Origin of the sequence: Nostoc sp. DedSLP03 (assembly GCF_034530815.1) — a bacterium.
Classification (GTDB): Bacteria; Cyanobacteriota; Cyanobacteriia; order Cyanobacteriales; family Nostocaceae; genus Nostoc.
On the sequence record NZ_JAVRCK010000003.1, the window covers coordinates 61952 to 81956 of the forward strand.

The following is a 20005-nucleotide window of genomic DNA, read 5'->3' on the forward strand; positions in this document are numbered from 1 at the left end:
CCACACTTCTCAAGCAGATAGCGTATCACAACCTACAAAAATTGCCATATTTTTCTAGATTATTTTATTGCCCGTTCAAAGCCTGACTAGAGAAAACTCTACTATTTGAGGTGTCAAACTAACCATTGAGGAGTTAGTCAGCGATCGCCCATCTGACATAAGGGCGGGAAGCTACTACACTTTTGTAAGTGATTAGGCTAAGGGATGCATCAATTTTTCGTAAATCCACACGGAAATAAGCTTTTTTATGCTTAAATTCTGCATTGTAGAAGCTATATTCTTGCCCACGAGTTCTACCTACACAAGAAGCATAATTACTGCGTAAAGGTGAAACAAATTCTACAAACTGCTTATTATTAGATGAAACTAAATTAGTTTCATCTGCAAACTCTCTGGTATTTGCTACTACCGTGTGTTCAGCACCGCCTTCATAAGGGAGAATAAACCACCACAATCCAATTGTTTGAGGGCATGTACCACTGCTACGCTGTACATTCAGTATTACATGAGGGGCAGAAATAGGCTCTGACCTTGGCTGTGGCTGTGCTTTCGCTGTAGCAGCTATGGTTTCTGCCACAACTAAGGGGAATAAAATAGTACCAAAGGCTGCCAATTGTATCAAACTTTTCATAACTTAAATCTCTTCAATTTTCAGGTATCCAAATAACATCGACTTTCATCAATTTGTAAAAGTGCCATCTTATTAAGAACAACAGGAGGCAGGAGGAGAGAAGTAAAAGAAACAAATTAATAACAGAAAGCAAAACTAAAACATTTAATCCTCTTTCTGCCTTCTGACTTGTCTATGACATGCTCTACGATCTGCCCCCTGCCCAATTAAAACAATCGTGTTGTCAGCTACAGTAATATTCCAGGAAAATGGGCAACAATCAATATTGATAACTAACTAGAAATGCAGCCCTACCTGTAAAAGATGCTGCCGTTTCATGAAACCCAGAATTATTGTTTGTGGCTTAGGACGTACCGGATATAAAACCTTTCGTCTGCTGAGACATCAGGGAGCCTTCGTTGTTGGCATTCATCACCAATCTATCCCTGGCGAAACCGCAGGAGATGTGATTGTTGGAGATTTACAAGCAGCTTCTACCCTGACAGCAGCAGGCATTCAACAAGCACATACTTTAGTCATCGCTGGATCTAAAGATGCTCTGAATTTGTCTATTATGATGCAAGCGCGGGTGCTAAATCCTCAGATTCGGATTATTAACCGTTTTTATAATACAAATTTGGGTGAGCGCCTAGATCAAAGTTTGCCAGACCATTTGAGTATGAGTGTTGTCGGATTAGCAGCACCCGTATTCACCTTTGCAGCGCTGGGAAACCGAGCGATCGGACAAATTAAATTATTTCAGCAAACTTGGCCAATTCACGAAGAATACATCGATCAAAACCACTTCTGGAAAGGTCGAAAGCTGAGTGAATTGTGGTCAGACCGATCGCGGATGCTAATTTATTACTTACCAGTCAAAGGTGAGATGGATTTGGTATCAGCCGTCATAGCTGGCCAAGAGATTCAAGTAGGCGATCGCATAATTATTGGTACACAACCCCGCATCCGTTCTCCCCGGAGATCGTTGATTAGAAAACTGCTAAAAGTTATGACTAATCTGAGGCAGTTTCAGGAACACGGGCGATCGGTAGTGGTGGGCGCTATTGCCCTATTGACGGTTATTGCGATCGCTACGTTTACCTATATGTCGGCTGAGTTGAGTTTGTCTCCTGTGGATGCTCTATATTTTTCTGTAGGCATGATTACCGGAGCCGGTGGCAATGACAAAGTAGTAGAAAATGCTCCTAACAGTATTAAGTTCTTTACTGTTATTATGATGCTGGTTGGAGCAGTGGTGATTGGTATTTGGTATGCCATGCTCACCGATTTTGTCTTAGGAAGCCGCTTTAAGCAATTTTGGGATGCAGCCCGAATTCCCCAGCGATCGCACTACATTGTCTGTGGCTTAAGTGGTATTGGGGTGAGAATTGTTCAGCAACTCCACGCCAGCGGACATGAAGTTGTCGTCGTTGAACCCGACTCCAACAATAAATATATCAACACCGCCCGCGAACTCGGTATCCCTGTGATTCAGGGCGATGCCAGCTTCCGTACAATACTCAAAGCTAGCAATATAAACTCTGCCGCCGCAGTGATAACTGTTACTAGCAATGATGCTACCAATTTGGAAATTGCCCTCAAAGCCAAAGGTTTGGCACCCAGTATTCCGGTGATTGTTCATTATGGCGATCCTGATTTTGCTGGCATAGCGCAACAACTATTTGGCTTTGAGTCTGTATTTAGTCCGGCTGAACTAGCAGCGCCAGCTTTTGCTGCTGCTGCACTAGGGGGACGTATCCTGGGCAATGGCATCACAGCCGATAGTCTTTGGGTAGCTTTTGCCACTGTAATTACAGCTTCACACATCTTTTGCGGTCAATGGGTGAAAGATGTAGCAATTTCTGCTGACTGTGTACCTTTATATGTAGAAACAAACCACCAAACTCTTCACGGCTGGGATTTGTTAGAAACTAATCTCAGTGATGGTGACGTTTTATATATGACAATGCCAGCGACACGGCTATATCAATTGTGGCGGGGCGAGCAAGTTTGTGAAGCACACGCTTAAATAATTCGTTATTGGGCATTGGGAATGAAGAAGAGACAAGGTAGACAAGGAAGAGAGGGGAGACAAGGGAGAGATTTATTCAACAATTCCCCCTTGTCCCCCTTGTCCCCCTTGTCCCTACCTCCTGCTCCCATTTATTTGTTAACTACTCGTTGTTGGTATTCCTGCTCAGTAATCATATCAAGAGTGTTCTCTAGACGATCTACAAATACAATACCGTCGAGATGATCGTACTCGTGTTGAAAAATCCGAGCGATAAAATCGGTTAATTCTTGTTTTTGTAAATTGCCTTGAGAGTCAGTGTATTCGACTTCAATAGATTTATACCGAGGAACTAACCCCCGAATTCCAGGAACACTTAAACAACCTTCCCAATCTTTGACAACTTCAGTTGAATGAGCAATGATTTTGGGATTAATCATGGCAGTAGGTTCCATTTCTGGTGCATTGGGATACCTAGCATTAGGACGGGAAGCCACAATAAATAAACGATAGGATTGTGCTACTTGAGGCGCAGCAATTCCCACGCCGTTAGCCTTGGCAACAGTGGCAATTAAATCTTCAATTAATTTTTGAATCTGCTCATCTTGAATATTTTCAACCCAAGCAGCTTTTTGGCGCAATGTTGGATTGCCTAATTGAATTATTGGCGCTAATTCAGTCATGATAAAACTCCTTTAGGTAATGGGGCATTGGGCAAACAGGGCATGGAGGCAGTGAAGTATGTCGGTTATTTTTCAAATGACAAATGACAAATGACTAATGACTAACTTCATCCTTCACGTCTGACTGGCAAAGGAGCAGGTTGAACTCCTACTTGGACAATTTGCCCATTGCGTTCCACTTCTATGGGTAATTTAGTACCGATTTTGCTCTTTTCTACTAGCTTTTGTACTTCTTCAATTTTAGTAACAGGCTGGCTGTTAATGCTTTTAATCACATCACCTACTCGTAAACCAGCCACAGATGCAGGCGATCGCGGCACAATCTCAACCAGCAAAACGCCTTCATCTGCTGTAAGATTTAAGCGATCGCCTGCGACATTTTTGATTCTTTCTTTATTTTCTGGTGTCAATGTCACCATCTGCACACCCAAATAAGGATGATCCACCCTGCCTTTAGCGATTAATTCTTGGGCAATCCTTTGCACGGTATTAATGGGTATAGCAAATCCCAAGCCTTGAGCGCCTCGAATAATCGCTGTATTCATTGCAATCACTTGACCGCGAGCATTGAGCAATGGCCCACCGGAATTACCAGGGTTAATTGCAGCATCCGTTTGGATGTAATCAACCCGCTTGTCACTTGCACCGATATCGCTACTAGAACGCCCAGTAGCACTAATAATTCCAGATGTGACGGTATTATTCAACCCTAATGGATTACCAATGGCAATTACAGCTTCTCCTGGTTGTAAGGCATCGGAGTTACCCACAGCTAGAGTTGGCAGATTATTCGCATTAATTTTGATTGTTGCCACATCCGTTACTGGGTCTTCACCCAAAACTTTCCCATCAAAAGTCCGGCCATCTTTGAGTACAACAGTCACTCTATCAGCACCATCTACCACATGGGCATTGGTAACAATTTGACCGGAAGAATTAATAATAAATCCAGAGCCACTACCGCGTTCTACGCGTTGTCTAGGCTGTGGCGCTCCTTCTCCAAAAAACCGCCGGAAAAATGGATCGTTGTTAAATTCGTCTGGTACGCGAGAAGTGATTGTTCGGGAAGAATCAATCCGAACTACCGCAGGCCCCACCTGTTGCACTACTTTCACGACAAAATTAGGATCTCCAGACGAAGAGAAAATCGGTGGGGGGACAATTGCCGGATTAGATACTGTTGTGTTTTGGGCTTGAGTATCGCTTTGCTGATTATCAACAGTCTTAGCAGGTAAAAGAGAGCAGCTCCCCAGGAACACCACTGCTACCCCGTATGAGAGCATCCACAACCTCTGAGGTAAACCCCTGGTTTCAATCTTTTTGGGTGCTGAGTGATGGTTTGTTATCTTCATGTGTCGTTGCTTCTCCGTGTCAATGAGAGTGCTGAGTTAAAAGTGCAAAGTGCTGAGTTAAAATCGCTCATTAGGGACGATGCATATACTGGGTAAAAAAGCTGTGAGAAATTTTATTTTACTCACCACTTAGCACTCAGCACTCGATTTGGTCAGTGGGTGTTAGGATCTTGCCTACTGGGTATGTCCCAAAATGGTTACAACTTAAAAGCTTATTTTAGGTCTAGCGTGTCTCAATGCTAAATTAGTGCTTTCTCTTCTATTGTGACGATTAGCAGCAAAGGTGGTGGATAATGGAAATTCCCATAGAAAGTCTGTGGAGTCAGGTACTAGAGCGCCTAAAGCTTGAACTATCCCGACCTACCTTTGAAACTTGGATCAAAACTGCTAGTGCAGAGCGATTAGAAAATAATTGTTTGGTTATCCGCACTCCTAACCCATTTGCTCGTAATTGGTTACAGAAGTATTACATCAATACCATTGCTCATGTAGTCCAAGATATTCTCGGTCATCCCGTGGGAATTTATATTACCGTTGCTCAAGGTGATGAAGTTTCTCATTTTAGTGAACGAGAGGTTGCCTGGGAATCACCAAATTCCAGCAGTATTTCTGAAGCTGTTCCTAATCATAATCATCAAACTACTGACTTAAACTCTAAATATGTCTTTTCGCGGTTTGTAGTTGGTGCTAACAATCGTATGGCTCATGCTGCTTCTTTAGCAGTTGCAGAATCTCCAGGTAAAGAGTTTAATCCTTTGTTTTTATGCGGTGGTGTCGGTTTGGGTAAAACTCATCTGATGCAAGCTATTGGTCATTATCGCTATGCAATTTTTCCTAATTGTAAAATATTTTATGTTTCTACTGAGCAGTTTACTAATGATTTAATTACAGCTATCCGTAAGGATAGTATGCAAAGTTTTCGAGAGCATTACCGAGCGGCTGATGTTTTATTAGTTGATGATATTCAGTTTCTTGAGGGGAAGGAATATACCCAAGAGGAATTCTTTTATACTTTTAATACTCTACATGAAGCTGGTAAACAAGTTGTCATTGCTTCCGACCGTCCGCCCAACCAAATTCCTAGCTTGCAAGAACGTCTTTGTTCTCGGTTTTCTATGGGATTAATTGCAGATATCCAAAAGCCCGATTTAGAAACGAGAATGGCAATTTTACAGAAAAAAGCTGAGGATGAAAATATCAGTCTTCCCCGCGATGTGATTGAGTATATTGCTTCTAACTATACTTCTAATATTCGAGAATTAGAAGGAGCTTTAATTCGGGCGGTAGCTTATATTTCTATTTGGGGTTTACCGATGACAGTAGAAAATATTACACCAGTTTTAGAACCGCCTAACGAAAAAATGGCAGCTACCCCAGAAGCAATTTTAAAGATTGTAGCTGATAATTTTGATGTTTCAATAGATGACCTCAAAGGTAACTCGCGACGAAGAGAGATTAGCTGGGCGCGTCAATTAGGAATGTATCTCATGCGCCAACACACAGCTTTGAGTTTACCGAGAATAGGCGAGGAGTTTGGTGGTAAAGACCATACAACGGTAATCTATAGTTGCGATAAAATTACCCAACTTCAAGAGAGCGATCGCACCTTAGTACAAACTCTACGTGAATTGAGCGATCGCATCAATATGACTAGCCGTTCTCAAAAACCATCCTGAAGATGTATTGTAAGTTTTCCACAAGCAGCAGTCTGAATTATGAGCTTTGACGGCTGAAGAATTAGTCAAGAATATTAAGTAACGTCTAAAAATTGATTAAATTTAACTTTAATTGTGGAAAAAACTGGGGAAAACTTGATATTCTACAGTCAAAACTTAATTAAGTATAATTACCTTGTGGAAAAACTCAAGTACTTTTCCACAAGTTTTCCACAAGGTAAACTTGCCTAATATCATAATCGGAAACAAATAGCGATCGCCTATAAACATAAGGATGTTAGGATATCTTTCACAAGCTGTATCTGACTTATGAAATTAGTTTGCTCCCAAAGCGATCTCAGTACAAACCTCTCACTTGTTAGTCGTGCAGTACCTTCACGACCAACTCATCCAGTACTTGCCAATGTGCTGTTACAAGCGGATGCTGAAACTAACCAAGTAAGCTTAACAGCCTTCGATCTCAGCTTGGGAATCCGCACCAGCTTTAACGCAGAGGTATGGGAAAGTGGGGCGATCGCACTTCCTGCTAAGTTACTTGTAGACATCACCTCTCGTCTTCCAGAAGGCGAAATCACTTTAGACGATGAATCAGCCTTGACAGGTGCAACATCTGGTGGAGAAGGTTTAATTGTCACACTCACACCCAAGAGTGGACATTACCAAGTCCGAGCAATGGGGCCGGAAGAATTTCCCGAACTCCCTGTAATTGAAAATACAGAAGTAATCCATCTCACCACCACCGCATTAATTGAAGGATTACGCGGTTCATTGTTTGCTACCAGTGCTGATGAAACCAAGCAAGTACTCACTGGTGTGCATTTAACAGTTAAACAAGACACCCTAGAATTTGCAGCTACAGACGGACATCGCCTCGCAGTCGTAGAAACTAGCAACGAGCGTCCGCTAGAGGGAACTACTCAACTAGAAGTGACAGTACCAGCTAGAGCATTACGCGAACTCCAAAGAATGTTAGCTCATAGCGCCTCATCAGATGAACCTGTAGCTTTATATTTCGATCGAGGTCAAGTTGTATTTGCATGGCAAAATCAACGCTTGACTAGTCGCACATTAGAAGGGCAATATCCTGCTTATCGACAATTAATTCCTCGCCAATTTGAGCGACAGGTAACAATCGAACGGCGACAATTTGTCAGCACTTTGGAGCGGATTGCTGTGTTAGCCGATCAGAAAAATAATATTGTTAAACTCAGTATTGATAGCGAAGCTCAAGAAATTACTTTATCTTGTGAAGCTCAAGATGTAGGCAGTGGTAGAGAGCCGATGCCTGCCCAAATTTCTGGTGAAAATATCGAGATTGCCTTTAATATTAAATATTTGATGGAAGGCTTGAAAGAGTTACCATCTTCAGAAATTCAAATGCATTTAAATCAAAGCCTAACTCCAGTGATTTTTACACCATTGGGAGGTTTGAAAATGACCTATTTAGCTATGCCGGTGCAACTTAGAAGTTAGAAGTTATCAAGGAAGGCAGGAGGCAGTATTTCGACTACGCGGTAGTTGAATCTCGACTTCGCTCGATTACCGCGCAGTCGAAACTCTGTACAAATGACCAATACTTCAACTACGCTCAGTACAAGTGACCAATGACAAATGACAAATGACAAATGACTAATGACTAATGACTAATGACTAATGACTAATGACTAATGACGAATTTGTTTAATCGGAATTTCAATCCAAAATTCTGTACCTAACCCCGGCTGAGAATCACATTTAAAAACACCACCGTGTTTATCTACAACAATCTGATAACTAATTGATAATCCTAAACCAGTGCCTTTTCCCACTGGCTTAGTTGTAAAAAAGGGATCGCAGATTCTTGCTCTGAGAGCTTCGGGTATTCCTGGCCCATTGTCTGCAATCCGAACTACTACACTCTTGATATTGCCTTCAAGTTCTCCAAAAGCAGTACGGATAGTAATTTGGCTGCTATGAGGTTTTGATTGAGATTCTGTGTAATCTTCTAAAGCATCGATCGCATTGCTTAAAACATTCATGAATACTTGATTTAGCGGCCCGGCATAGCACTCTACTAAAGGAAGGTTGCTGTATTCTTTGACTAATTTAATCGCCGGACTTTCTGGTTTTGCTTTCAAGCGATGCTGCAAAATTAGCAAGGTACTATCAATACCCTCATGAATATCAACTGGTTTTTTTTCTGCTTCGTCAAGGCGAGAGAAATTCCGTAAACCCAAGACAATCTGCCGGATGCGATCGACCCCAATTTTCATCGAAGATAGAGTTTTGGGCAAATCCTCGATGATAAATTCTAAGTCGATCTCGAAGGCGCGATCGCGAATTTCAGGACTAGGGTTGGGAGTATTTTGCAAATAAAGGTCTAGGATACTGAGTAAATCTTGGGTGTAATCGTTGACATGATTAATGTTGCCATAAATGAAGTTCACGGGGTTATTAATTTCGTGAGCCACACCCGCTACCAATTGACCTAGTGAGGACATTTTTTCAGTTTGGATCAGTTGGGTTTGAGTTTGCTGTAAATCATGCAAAGCTTGAGCTAGCTTTTGCGTCTGCTCTTTGGTTTGATGATGTAATTGCGCTTGTTGGAGTGCAACCCCAAGCTGATTGGCAATTTGAGTAATAAATTTAATTTCTGAAGCTTCCCAATGGCGGGGTGCAGAATTCTGGTAAGCTGCTAATAAGCCCCATAGCTGTTGCCCAATAAATATAGGTGCGATCGCATAAGCTCTTGCCTGAATTTGCTCTAAAGCCGTAACATGGCATTGAGAGTGGCCAACTTCATAGATGTCATCGACTACAAAGGTTTCATTGTGACGATATCGCCCACCTTGGGTTTCTTGTAAATAGCTATCTTGCCAAACTGTATTTGTATCAGAATTTACTAACTTTAACCAGTTATCGCCCACAAACTCGGCAATATATTCACCACTCCAATCAGCCTGGAAACGGTAGACTGCAACTCGATCCGCTTGTAATGATTTACAAATTTCTTGAGTAGTTGCCTGAAAAATTGCATCTAGATCGAGAGATTCTCTAACTTTCGCCACAACTTCAAACAATACCCGTTGTTGTTCTGCTGCTTGTTGCAAATCTAATGTCTGTTGTCGTGTCTGAGATAGTAAATCAGCTTGCTGGAGTGCTACGCCCATTTGGGCGGCAATCTGACTGAGAAAGTTAACTTCAGAAGTTTTCCATTGCCGAGGGCCAGTGTGTTGATAAGTTGCCAGCAAACCCCAAAGTTTTTGTCCAACAAAAATCGGCGCAAGCACAAAAGCGTAAATTTGAAACTGCTCTAGATTGTCGAGATGACACTGAGTAAACCCCATTTTGTAGATGTCATCGACTGCAAATGTTTCATTATTGCGGTAGCGTCCTCCTTGTGTGTCTTGTAAGTAGGTGTCATTCCAAATTGTGTTAATACCTAGTTCAGATTCATTCGACCAGTATGGACTCGCAGCTTCAAAATCTCCGACAAATTCACCACCCCAATTAGCATCAAAACGATAAACAGAAACGCGATCGGCTTTGATTAATTGACAAACTTCTTTAGTTGTGGTTTGAAAAATCGTATTTGTGTCCAAAGATTCTCGAATTTCGGCAATAACTTTAAACACAGCTTGTTGTTGTTCAGTTGTCCGTTGTAACTCAGCTGTGCGCCTTCTAACTTGTTTTTCTAAATTTTCATTAAAAACTTGGACTTGTTGGTATAACTCATACTGCTGAATTGCAGAAGCAAAGTGTTTACTGAGGTTTCTAGCCAGTTCAATCTCTTCAATTGTCCATTTTTGAGCTTGTGCTGTTTTAGATTCGCGCCAAACCTCAAAGGATCGCCGTGGATACTGTTGCCTCTGATCGCCCTCATGCTGTCCCGCCCATAAAGTTTCTGTATCTATCTCGTTGCGAAAAATACTTAAGTAGCCGAGCAACTGCTGACGATACTGGAGTGGAATCATCAATATGCTGCGAATTTTAGTTGGTTGAAAAGCAACTTGCAAACTTCGCAAGCCAGGAGTGTTATATATATCTGAAATTGCCCAAACATCGTAGTTAGTAGACTTGTAGTGTTCCTGCCAGATACTATACTGTTCGATTAGTGGATATATAGTTTGTTCTGGCATTACAGGTTGTTCTCCACAGATATAAAGCTTTATACAAGTATTTCCTGGTATTAAGCATTCTGTTAAGCTGGTGACGTTGCCATTTTGGAAATCAAGAGCTTCATTTCTAATACAAAGCCTGCCACCAACACCATTAAAGGCAGCAACAGCAGCTTCTAGGGCTGGCTGTAAGACAATCGTCGGCAGTGAATGTAATAAGGTAGCAATGCGGTTAACGATCGCTTCTCGTTTGGCTGTTTTGCGAACTTGAGTGTGAAGAGTACTTTGAGCGATCGCTATTGACAGCTGCTCGACTACCATTTGTATTGCTTCTAGCTCATATTCTGAAATCAAACGCGCTTGGGAATTATGAGACACCAGCAGCCCCCAAAGTCGATCTTGATAGAGAATAGGCGCTACTACAGAGGATTTTACCCCCATTGCCGTTAAATATTCAATATGGCAGGGGTCTACAGGGCGGTAACGGATCTCCTCTAAGATATCTCCATTATCCAAGTCACGCAGATGAATTTGACCAATCTCTTTAGTCTCAACATTCACAACAGAACGCACCCGTGATTTGATAAATAGTTCGCGGGCATAAGATGGAATGTCATCGTAGGGAAAATTTAGTCCTAGTAGCGACGGCAAACAATTTTTATTAATCGATTCAGCAATCACTTGACCACTACCATCAGGATGAAATTTGTAAATCATCACTCGATCGGTTTTTAATAGCGATCGCACTTCTGTCGTTGTTACTGTTATAATTTCTTCTAACTCTAAGCTTCGTCGGATACGGTTTGTAATGCGGCGCAGAAAACTTTCTTCATCGCGACATAAGGGTAAATCTTGTTCGGGATTGGAGATCATTGTTATAGCAAAATAAATTAATAATTTGAAAAGTGGCATAATTAAATCTAAAGACATTGTGAAAGTTATTCGATCAATTTGTCTTCAGTAAAACTACGGTCAAATCATTAATAAAAATATTTTTTTCGCTTTGATTAAAATTCACCAAAAAATCATAAAAACAGACGCTAAAAAGATTGCGTCTGTACTAGCTACAAGAGAAAATTCTTGCTTTTTAGTTTTAACTTTTTGTTGACAAAGTGAAGTTCAACAAAATTAAACTTTTGTGTTGTCAACAAAGCGGATTTTTAGATAGTCATTTTCCATCTTTGCTCCGCCTGGTTGTAGTGCTGCTAAGGCTTGTGGCAAAACTAAGTTACGACGATGATTGCCAATAGTAATGTTTAATTCGTCTCCAGTTTTACTTAGTTGGACTTGGTCTTTAGGAATACCAGGTAAGTAAAGTTCTAAACTGTATTGGTTTTCCTCTTGCACTACTCGAAGAGTTGTTTCCTTGTAATAAACCTGAGTTGGATCTTCATCTTTATAAAGAGTTTCTTTCAGGCGTTCTAATGCAGCCAATCCACACATTTCCTCAGAAAATAGGGGAACTTCTTTCACAGGCAGAGGGTGAAAATCATCATGAATTTCTCGGCGATATTGCTCCTGACTTTCTTTCCAACGTTGAAAAAATGGGTCTTGGACTTCATTTGGAATAATCCGATTCGCCACGACTAAATCTGTTGCAACGTTATATAAACTCAGATAAGCATGGGCCCGGAGAGACTCTTTAATCACCATTTTTTCGGGATTAGTGACAAGACGAACTGAGGTTTGAGTATTATCTGTTAATACTTTTTCCAAAGCTTCAATTTGTTCATAAAACTCATAAGGTGCATCCATCACTTCTTTATCAGGTAGCGAAAAACCGGCAATTGGTCTAAACAAAGGTTCAACGAGGGGTCGAAGTGTTACCGAGATGTTTTGAAATGGTTTGTAAAAACGACGCATATACCAGCCACCGACTTCAGGTAAACTCAGCAAACGCAATGCTGTGCCAGTGGGGGCTGAGTCGATAATTAAGACATCAAACTCACCTTCATCGTAATGGCGTTTCATTCTTACCAAGCCAAAAATCTCATCCATGCCTGGTAAAATTGCCAATTCTTCCGCCTGTACGCCATCTAAACCCCTTGCTTGTAAAACTTGGGTAATATAACGTTTCACAGCACCCCAGTTTCCCTCCAGTTCTTGCAGTGCATCAAGTTCAGCACCCCAGAGATTTGGGCGAATTTTTCGGGGCGTATGTCCCAGTTCCATATCAAAACTGTCTGCGAGGGAGTGGGCGGGATCTGTACTTAAAACCAACGTCTGATAGCCCAGTTCCGCACTACGGAGTCCAGTTGCAGCAGCGACGGAAGTTTTGCCCACGCCGCCTTTACCAGTCATCAAAATTACACGCATAAATGCTTTTGTCCTGACTGAGAATTTTTTACATTTATTTACATTATCGACTGTTTAAGGAAAATAAATGTTGTTTCAACACGTCTAGGGATTATTATGAGTATTTAACCTAACTCGTCTGTTGGGTTTTGCTGCAATAGCCGATCGAGCTTAGTTTCCAGTGCTGAGAGTTTTTTGAGAATTGTGGGGCGATCGCCATCAATAGAAATTAGTAAATTGGTTATTCTCTCTTGTATATTCGTTAATTGTGCGACTGCATTCTGAATTTGGAGCATTCCTTCTCGAAGTTCTTGGCGTTCTTGTCGTGCTTCCGCCATTTCATCTAACATAGCTTGGACTGTTTTAGCATTACTCTCAATTAGATGTTTGAGTTCTTTATCAGTCATTGCGATCGCGCTTTGCAGTTGAGTTTATTTTTAACTCTAAAGTATTGAGGGATTTTGTTTCAATCCCCAATAGGGCAGTTGTGTTACTATGCACTATGGTTGAATTATCTAAAAACTGCGATCGGGGCTGTTTACTAGTATACAAAAAGTGAAGTGTTCTTGTTGCACTTCAGATAACCGGCTGCTGCGGTTATCAAGCCCTCATCCCACTCCACAAAATTGGATAATTTATTTGTTGGAAATTCCTAATTCACAGTCCCAAGCACATTTTGCTGTAGAGGAACGCCACTAAAAGCAATTTCCTCAACATTCAAGACATTCAAGGTGAATTGATCCCGCTTAATGGTGTAATTGTTGGGGCTGCCTGTACCTGTAATAATGTAATCACTTTTAAAATCAGACAGAATTAGCTTATCCGATCCCGATCCACCATCGATCGTGGCATTACCGTAACCAACATCAAATATGTCATTTCCACTTCCACCCTTAATCAAGACATCGGCAATAGCGCCCCCTTGGTCGGAAACAGGATTACCGTTAGCATCAATTCGACGGGCTTTGAATTTATCGTTACCGTTTCCGCCATCAATCGTGCCGCCTTGAATGCCAATGCTGGTGCCATAGCCAGTAAGGATATCATCTCCTGCCCCTTGAAAAATAATGCCATCAGTATTAACAATACCTGTGCCTTGACTAATACCAGTGCCAATGAGGGTATCGTTGCCATCGCCTAAATTGATTGTGCCACTGTTAACAATGCCTATACCTACACCAGATGCAAGCTCCTCTGGGCCGTTCCCAAAAGGGTTATCAGCGTAGAACCCTGCACCGCCTGTGCCTGTACCAGAAAGATAGTCGTTTCCCTGCCCAACAGCGATCGTGCTACCCTTGCTGTTGGAGATGCCTACACCCCTACCCGCATCGTACGATCTAAAAGGTTCTTCCATTGCATCACTGCCCTTGCCGATACCAACAATAGAATCGTTTCCTTTCTCTCCATTAATGTTGCTACCACCACTGTTGAAGATACCTGTACCTTCTCCTCCAGTACTACTAATTCCACCAGTTCCAGTTCCCTTGATAGAATCGTTCCCTTCTCCTCCATTAATGTTGCTGCCCTCAGTGTTAGAGATTCCTATAGCATCCGTTCCCGATCCAGTTCCCTCGATAGAGTCGTTCCCAAATCCTCCATCAATGCGGCTATTCTGAGTGTTTTGGATGCCTATAGTGATGGCTCCGATATTTCCGTCACCTCCGGTTCCGGTTCCCTCGATCAAATCTTTTCCGTCTCCTCCATTAATGTAACCACTCTGAGTGTTAGCGATACCTATACCAGGTTCATTGCTTCTATACCCGGAACCACCACTGCCTGTGCCAGAGATCGTATCGTCTCCACTCCCCGCATTGATAATGCCACTGTTAGCAATACCAGTGCCTGTGCTTGCATCAAAGCCGTTACCGCCACCAGTGCCTGTGCCAGAGATCGTATCGTTACCTGCTTGAGTATCAATGACTCCGTTTTTTAGAACTTCAATTCCAATTGCTGGAATTGTTGGCAATAATGCATTATCCTCTTGTCCCACCACTAGATCGGAACCAGAAGTGCCTATGAATGGGGGTAAAGAAACAATTAGTCTAGGCATAATATCAATTTCCGCAATTGTGTGTGTTGAAGTTTTAACCTGTGAAAGTCTTGCTCTTTGAAGAAGAATTTTCTAAATTTATAAGCAGTAGTTTTTAAACAAGGGTTAGGCAATAACAGATCGAGTAAATGACAATTCATCTTCATCAAGCTAGTACCTGTTTACTCTACTTTGGACGCACAAGTTTTATGCAGAGTCAGCCAATTTTTTATAAAAGTTCATAGTCTGCCAAATTTACAAGAGTTACGGGTAGCGTAAAAATCAAAGACCCAAATCAAATTAGTCAGCCAACCGTAGTTGTTCGCTCTCCCCCATTAAAAAACGGTTAAGAGGCAACGGGGATGGAGGAGTGAGTTCATCAACTAAAGCAACTTTGGATAATTTAGGCAATATAATTGCAAAATAACTTACAGAGTTTTACGTTAGGTATAATTTGCAATCTCTTGGGAAAAAATTTCATCCACTCATCAATAGCCAGAACTATTTCCAAAAAAATCCTGTCCAAGAATAAGTTATACTGCAAAGATTTCAGGGAAGATGAGCAATATCAAGATAGTATATGTATGTTTATTCCTCTTTCTAATAATTGTCTTGTTTAATATGCTAGCAAGGCCGATTCAGAGAAATTCTTTCCCCGTAGCTGAACAGCAGGCAATCAGAGTTTTATTTATTGGCAACAGCTATACATATTTCAACGATCTTCCTTGGTTGACACAACAGTTAGCTGCCTCAGCAAAAGAAGCTAAAACCTTAGAAACTGAAATGGTTGTGATTGGTGGAGCGACACTTCAAAACCACTGGAAACGTGGTAAAGCACTCAGACTTTTGAAAGCGAAACGCTGGGATTATGTAGTACTGCAAGAGCAAAGTACTTTACCAATTACTAATCCCCAGGAAATGCACAAGTACGCTACTCTGTTTGATGCCGAAATTAAACGAGTTAATTCCCAAACACTATTTTACTTAACTTGGGCAAAGCAAAATCAACCAGAAACGCAACAGATATTGACTGATGCTTATATGAACATTGCTCAAGAACTGAAAGCTAAAGTTGCACCTGTGGGAATAGCTTGGCAAAAAATTCAGGAAGCGAATCTGAAATTAAACCTTTACAGTTCGGATCGAAGCCACCCTAGTCCGATTGGATCGTATGTAGCAGCGTGTGTATTCTATACAACACTTTATGGTAATAGTCCTGTAGGCTTGAGTCGTCGTATATATAGTAGCGACTCTAGTACGCCACAAGAAAACAACAGAATTGAGTTAGAAAGTTTAAGTGAAACAGATGCCGAAATGATTCAACAATTAGTTGAGTACATCTTCAAAAATAATTCAGAAGTCAGTATTCAGCAGTCAGAATCAATCAACGAAAATTAAAAAGTAAAAACAGTGTTACACAGAAATAAATTTATAATGGTAGGTTTGGTTGAGTGACAAAAAATCCCCAAAAAGCCTTGATAGTTTGGGTTCTGATAAACTTGATGCTATGTTTTATTAAGTTCTGTAGCCGCACCTTCACGATTGTTTTTTCAGCTTAAATCTAGCAGACTTTTACCACCATTCTGAGAAGAAGTACGCAGCCACTGTAAAAACTCAGCAGTTAAGGTGGGAGTTGATCGCAAGCGCTGCAAATCTTCGCTTTGTTTTGCCATTTCTCGTACTGTAAACGGATGGTTGGCAATTATTTCTACTAGTTCTTCGTGGGAAATGTTTTCCGAATATTCGTCTTCAGACTCGCATAAATAATCTATATACTCAGAAAGAGTTTCATGTATTTGTTTTGCTACTGAAATGGTCTGTTGTGTAGTTGGATATAAACAAAGTTCTAAAGTATTGAGAATTGCATCCGCGGCTCTCTGTGCTTCTGGAGTTTCTACGTTTCATGGTCGGGGTAGCTTTGGTCGCAATCAGAATACAGTTGACGAGATCTTGCCACATCAACCTTTTTTCCTGCCAAAAATTGCCAGATTTCATCGAGTGCTACTCTAAATAAATCTTCTCCATCCCAATCATCTTCTCTAGCTGCTCGCAAGTAAATATCATAGTGTGGATACAATCTCTCGCAACAAGCTGCCGCAAAGGCAACTCGATGCATAGGTGGAAGAGCTTCTAGTTCTCGCTCCAATATATCGAATTCACCGTACTTTAGATTCATTTTTGTAGTTTAGTTGTATTGTCAGCAGTTTTGGGCTGATTCTTGATTAGCGATCGCATCTTGAATCTCAATATTAATAATCCGATCCTACTTGCTTATGAAAGAACTTTTTCTACCACTGCGGGTTTACATCACTTTCTGAAGCTAGTACGATTTAAGGTAATTACCACGTTAGTTTTTTGGAATAGCTGGGTAGTATAAATTACCTAAAAACTAATTTGGTATATAGCGATGTTCAAGACTCAATTATCAAAATCCCATACTTGGGGGGAACTTAAGACCTCAAAGTTCATGGATCGCCATGTTGGGGCGATCGCAGCTTTAATTTTAATTAGCTTACTGAGTTCATTGAGTGGAACACCAGTTGACCATAACATCTCTAACGGCTGGGAAGCCTTTGTCTGGGGATTGGCAGATCCAGTAATTAGTTTAAATTGTTTAGTTGGTATTGTTGCGATTGGCTTGCTCTCATCTGTGTTTGTTCGTGGCGCTGTGATCGCTGGATGTTTTGTCTTGGCAACAGTTTTAGGGATTGTAATTCATATATTTCAGCTAGATTTACCAGGCACAGAAATAGCCATCGCCATTTCTACCATCGTTTTTGGTACTATGCTGATGATGCCAAATCAACTAAACTTTCTGGTGCTTGCTCTGGTGGGCATCAGTGCTGGTTTATTTCAGGGTTACGCTAATGCTGAATCTATTGTTAGTGCAGGAACAATATCAGTAGTTGCCTATATACTAGGTATTGCCTTAACTCTGTTTGCCGTTGCCATGAGTGCTAGAGAAATTGGTGTTGGGATGGGTATGGGAGAAATAAACCGAATTTTACCCTGGAAAATCAGCCTTGCTGGTTTCGCTTTGTGTGCGATCGGTATCGTGTTTTTGAGCAATTCGCTTATTTAAAATTTAAATCAGATATTTCAATTCAGTGGAATACATTCATTCGTGGGGGCGTACACCTAGCTGTGCGCCCCCACTGCGTTTTCAGACTGGATCGAGCTTTTTAGTGAATATGTTGATGCACCTCTGCGCTAATCTAGAGGCTATATATAAATAAAAAGTTATGACACCTGAAGAAATTGCGGCTACGCTTACAGAATTATTTGATCCATCGGCTGTTACTACGACTGCTCCTGGATCGTGGCAAGTAGACACTCCTACTTTTCGGTTGTTGGTGCTGCTTTCCGAAGATAATACTTGGCTGCGAGTTTTACTGCCTATTCTGCCCATCCAAGAAGCCCAACCATTTTTAGAACAGTTCCTAGAAGCCAACTTTGATGACACTCAAGAAGTACGTTACGCTTTGTATGAAAGAGTAATTTGGGGGGTATTTCAACATCACAGCAAAACTTTAGTGAGTGCAGATTTATCCAATGCAATCAACCGACTTTTATCTCTCCATCAGGCTAGATTAGATAACGTCTTTAATCAACTAGTTGAAAGCCGCATCCGGCAAATTATTCAGGCAGCAAAACAGCAAGGACAATCTCTGCAAGCTACTATGCAAAGCTTAGAACGCTTTTACGCTGAAGGAATGATGGGCGAAATAAATCAAACTTCACAAGGACAAGAAGAAGTCTTAACTGCTTGGCGGCGTCAGCTAGAACGATTATGGAATGAGGGTTAATTTCAGTTTTTCAGTTTTCATATTCAACCAATTTACAGATATATTTATCTATCATGAATCTCGTTGAAATCCTCAAAGAAGACTATCAAAGATTCCCAGTCAATCAAACTTACAGCATTTATGCCCCGGAGGTTTATTTTCAAGACCCGATGAATAAATTCCGTGGTGTTAAACGTTACAAAGCAATGATTAATTTTATCGAAACTTGGTTTTTAAATCCCAAGATGGATTTACATAATATTCAGCGTTTAGGAGACACAATCAAAACTGAGTGGACACTTAGTTGGAATACTCCTCTCCCCTGGAAACCACGGATCTCTATTCCTGGTTGGAGTGAATTAGGGCTTAACTCTGATGGTTTGATTATTTCCCATATCGATTATTGGAACTGTTCCCGCTTAGATGTGGTGAAGCAGCATTTTTCCTCTTGAAAAAGTGGAAGATTCAAATAATATAATTACCATCAAAATCTTCATGGTTTGTAGTGAGGACTTTAGTCCTCTCTGACGAGATGCTACGCGAACAAAATCAGGACTGAAGTCTTGCTATTACACTCGATGTAATAACGAAAGTCATTAATTATGATGACGGCTGCCAAAAATCCAGAAATATCTGCTGAATTAACTATACATATTAAACCAGAAGAATTTGGTGTGCAAACATAATTGGTTAAGATATTTTCCCTATTTAGAAAGGGTTAATCATTACCCAATTTCTTGATAAAATCCTCATGTTCAGCAGACTGCAAACCTGCTTGTAAAACCTTCAACACACTCTGCATATTACCTGCTAATAACTCCGTCGCCGCTAACCACAACCCTGGAAATACCCGACTTCGCAAAATGCCTTCATTGTCAGGTACTAATTCCAGATATTCACCCTGTTCTAAAGAAAACCAAGTCAATTTTTGGTCTAAAACTTGCCAAACAATATATTCTTTGACACCATTGCGACGATAAGCCTGTTTTTTGCCATGAAGATCGATAGCTGCGCTACTAGCAGCAATTTCCACAACTAACTCTGGCGCACCTTCAATATAATCATCTTCACTCAGCCGCGTTTGACCACCGGCTTCCGGTACAATCAACAGAACAACATCGGGTTGAGGTTCGTTATCTAAGTCTAAGCGGACGGTAGGTTCAACTCCCAACGCTACACCAGGAGTCGCAGCTTCGTAAGTACCAAGGCATGTCAAAATCCAACCATGCGGTTGACCGTGACTTCGGAAACGCAAAGCAGCAGGCATAATATAGACAATCCCTTCGATTAATTCAGCTTTTTTCAGGTTAGGGGTGGCATTGTAGCGACGCTCAAATTCGTAGCGGGTGAGTTTGTCGCCATTTTCCAAAGGAGGAATTGTCCAAAGCTGGGAGGGTGTTTTCACCATATTTGTTGTGAAAATGAGCTTGTGTACATCTTAGCGAATTAGGTAAAAACGCTGCCGAG

At 41.2% G+C, this 20005-nt stretch carries 16 protein-coding genes and 1 pseudogene; 7 read left to right on the forward strand and 10 right to left on the reverse strand.

All coding sequences use genetic code 11. The features are described from left to right. Positions 1-133: 133 nt before the first annotated feature. Complete coding sequence (locus tag RM368_RS02270) at positions 134-631, reverse strand: hypothetical protein (protein WP_322692538.1); 498 nt, start codon at positions 629-631, stop codon at positions 134-136. Positions 632-947: 316 nt separating this feature from the next. Here RM368_RS02270 and RM368_RS02275 point away from each other — a divergent pair, with 316 nt between their 5' ends. After that, the gene (locus tag RM368_RS02275) at positions 948-2639 is read left to right on the forward strand and encodes an NAD-binding protein (protein WP_322692539.1); all 1692 of its coding nucleotides are present in this window, start codon (positions 948-950) and stop codon (positions 2637-2639) included. Positions 2640-2773: 134 nt separating this feature from the next. On the opposite strand, the gene def is transcribed toward RM368_RS02275, so the two are convergent. Both def and RM368_RS02285 read right to left on the reverse strand, forming a co-directional pair. Then, complete coding sequence (def, locus tag RM368_RS02280) at positions 2774-3304, reverse strand: peptide deformylase (RefSeq protein WP_179068956.1); 531 nt, start codon at positions 3302-3304, stop codon at positions 2774-2776. 107 nt (positions 3305-3411) lie between these two features. Continuing rightward, positions 3412-4656, reverse strand: a complete 1245-nt coding sequence (locus tag RM368_RS02285; RefSeq protein ID WP_322692540.1) for an HhoA/HhoB/HtrA family serine endopeptidase — start codon at positions 4654-4656, stop codon at positions 3412-3414. Between the two features lie 293 nt (positions 4657-4949). On the opposite strand from RM368_RS02285, the gene dnaA reads away from it, so the two are divergent. Next, entirely contained in the window at positions 4950-6332 is a 1383-nt protein-coding gene (gene dnaA / locus RM368_RS02290) for a chromosomal replication initiator protein DnaA (protein WP_322692541.1), read from the forward strand. 309 nt (positions 6333-6641) lie between these two features. Beyond that, the gene (gene dnaN / locus RM368_RS02295; RefSeq protein WP_322692542.1) at positions 6642-7805 is read left to right on the forward strand and encodes a DNA polymerase III subunit beta; all 1164 of its coding nucleotides are present in this window, start codon (positions 6642-6644) and stop codon (positions 7803-7805) included. A 191-nt stretch (positions 7806-7996) separates the two neighbouring features. On the opposite strand, the gene RM368_RS02300 is transcribed toward dnaN, so the two are convergent. The 4 genes from RM368_RS02300 to RM368_RS02315 all read right to left on the reverse strand — a co-directional run bounded on the left by RM368_RS02300 (position 7997) and on the right by RM368_RS02315 (position 14774). Next, positions 7997-11302, reverse strand: a complete 3306-nt coding sequence (locus RM368_RS02300) for a GAF domain-containing protein (protein ID WP_322692638.1) — start codon at positions 11300-11302, stop codon at positions 7997-7999. Positions 11303-11557: 255 nt separating this feature from the next. Further along, positions 11558-12745, reverse strand: coding sequence for a TRC40/GET3/ArsA family transport-energizing ATPase (locus RM368_RS02305; protein WP_322692543.1), 1188 nt, complete (start codon positions 12743-12745; stop codon positions 11558-11560). Positions 12746-12849: 104 nt separating this feature from the next. Continuing rightward, positions 12850-13131, reverse strand: a complete 282-nt coding sequence (locus tag RM368_RS02310) for a hypothetical protein (protein WP_322692544.1) — start codon at positions 13129-13131, stop codon at positions 12850-12852. A gap of 245 nt (positions 13132-13376) precedes the next feature. Further along, positions 13377-14774: a calcium-binding protein gene (locus RM368_RS02315; protein ID WP_322692545.1), complete on the reverse strand. Its 1398-nt coding sequence runs from the start codon at positions 14772-14774 to the stop codon at positions 13377-13379. Positions 14775-15374: 600 nt separating this feature from the next. Here RM368_RS02315 and RM368_RS02320 point away from each other — a divergent pair. Beyond that, the gene (locus RM368_RS02320; RefSeq protein ID WP_322692546.1) at positions 15375-16151 is read left to right on the forward strand and encodes an SGNH/GDSL hydrolase family protein; all 777 of its coding nucleotides are present in this window, start codon (positions 15375-15377) and stop codon (positions 16149-16151) included. Between the two features lie 152 nt (positions 16152-16303). Here the strand turns inward: RM368_RS02320 and RM368_RS02325 are convergent. Both RM368_RS02325 and RM368_RS02330 read right to left on the reverse strand, forming a co-directional pair. Further along, a pseudogene (locus RM368_RS02325) lies at positions 16304-16627 on the reverse strand (DUF416 family protein); the annotation flags it as partial. A gap of 20 nt (positions 16628-16647) precedes the next feature. Beyond that, on the reverse strand, positions 16648-16929 hold the full coding sequence (locus RM368_RS02330) for a DUF416 family protein (RefSeq protein WP_322692547.1): 282 nt from the start codon (positions 16927-16929) through the stop codon (positions 16648-16650). A gap of 231 nt (positions 16930-17160) precedes the next feature. Here RM368_RS02330 and RM368_RS02335 point away from each other — a divergent pair, with 231 nt between their 5' ends. The 3 genes from RM368_RS02335 to RM368_RS02345 all read left to right on the forward strand — a co-directional run bounded on the left by RM368_RS02335 (position 17161) and on the right by RM368_RS02345 (position 18990). Continuing rightward, a complete protein-coding gene (locus RM368_RS02335; protein WP_322692548.1) occupies positions 17161-17835 on the forward strand; it encodes a HupE/UreJ family protein in 675 nt (224 codons plus the stop codon). A 160-nt stretch (positions 17836-17995) separates the two neighbouring features. Next, the gene (locus tag RM368_RS02340) at positions 17996-18559 is read left to right on the forward strand and encodes a hypothetical protein (protein ID WP_322692549.1); all 564 of its coding nucleotides are present in this window, start codon (positions 17996-17998) and stop codon (positions 18557-18559) included. 53 nt (positions 18560-18612) lie between these two features. Further along, positions 18613-18990 (forward strand): DUF2358 domain-containing protein, encoded by a 378-nt coding sequence (locus RM368_RS02345; protein ID WP_322687975.1) that lies wholly within the window; start codon positions 18613-18615, stop codon positions 18988-18990. Positions 18991-19256: 266 nt separating this feature from the next. On the opposite strand, the gene RM368_RS02350 is transcribed toward RM368_RS02345, so the two are convergent. After that, on the reverse strand, positions 19257-19946 hold the full coding sequence (locus tag RM368_RS02350; protein WP_322692550.1) for a Uma2 family endonuclease: 690 nt from the start codon (positions 19944-19946) through the stop codon (positions 19257-19259). Between the last annotated feature and the right edge of the window lie 59 nt (positions 19947-20005).

Bases quoted from the DNA above. Each gene is read 5' to 3' on its own strand.
- RM368_RS02270 (WP_322692538.1), bottom strand. From the start codon at position 631: ATGAAAAGTTTGATACAATTGGCAGCCTTTGGTACTATTTTATTCCCC.
- RM368_RS02275 (WP_322692539.1), top strand. From the start codon at position 948: ATGAAACCCAGAATTATTGTTTGTGGCTTAGGACGTACCGGATATAAA.
- def (WP_179068956.1), bottom strand. From the start codon at position 3,304: ATGACTGAATTAGCGCCAATAATTCAATTAGGCAATCCAACATTGCGC.
- RM368_RS02285 (WP_322692540.1), bottom strand. From the start codon at position 4,656: ATGAAGATAACAAACCATCACTCAGCACCCAAAAAGATTGAAACCAGG.
- dnaA (WP_322692541.1), top strand. From the start codon at position 4,950: ATGGAAATTCCCATAGAAAGTCTGTGGAGTCAGGTACTAGAGCGCCTA.
- dnaN (WP_322692542.1), top strand. From the start codon at position 6,642: ATGAAATTAGTTTGCTCCCAAAGCGATCTCAGTACAAACCTCTCACTT.
- RM368_RS02300 (WP_322692638.1), bottom strand. From the start codon at position 11,302: ATGATCTCCAATCCCGAACAAGATTTACCCTTATGTCGCGATGAAGAA.
- RM368_RS02305 (WP_322692543.1), bottom strand. From the start codon at position 12,745: ATGCGTGTAATTTTGATGACTGGTAAAGGCGGCGTGGGCAAAACTTCC.
- RM368_RS02310 (WP_322692544.1), bottom strand. From the start codon at position 13,131: ATGACTGATAAAGAACTCAAACATCTAATTGAGAGTAATGCTAAAACA.
- RM368_RS02315 (WP_322692545.1), bottom strand. From the start codon at position 14,774: ATGCCTAGACTAATTGTTTCTTTACCCCCATTCATAGGCACTTCTGGT.
- RM368_RS02320 (WP_322692546.1), top strand. From the start codon at position 15,375: ATGCTAGCAAGGCCGATTCAGAGAAATTCTTTCCCCGTAGCTGAACAG.
- RM368_RS02330 (WP_322692547.1), bottom strand. From the start codon at position 16,929: ATGAATCTAAAGTACGGTGAATTCGATATATTGGAGCGAGAACTAGAA.
- RM368_RS02335 (WP_322692548.1), top strand. From the start codon at position 17,161: ATGTTCAAGACTCAATTATCAAAATCCCATACTTGGGGGGAACTTAAG.
- RM368_RS02340 (WP_322692549.1), top strand. From the start codon at position 17,996: ATGACACCTGAAGAAATTGCGGCTACGCTTACAGAATTATTTGATCCA.
- RM368_RS02345 (WP_322687975.1), top strand. From the start codon at position 18,613: ATGAATCTCGTTGAAATCCTCAAAGAAGACTATCAAAGATTCCCAGTC.
- RM368_RS02350 (WP_322692550.1), bottom strand. From the start codon at position 19,946: ATGGTGAAAACACCCTCCCAGCTTTGGACAATTCCTCCTTTGGAAAAT.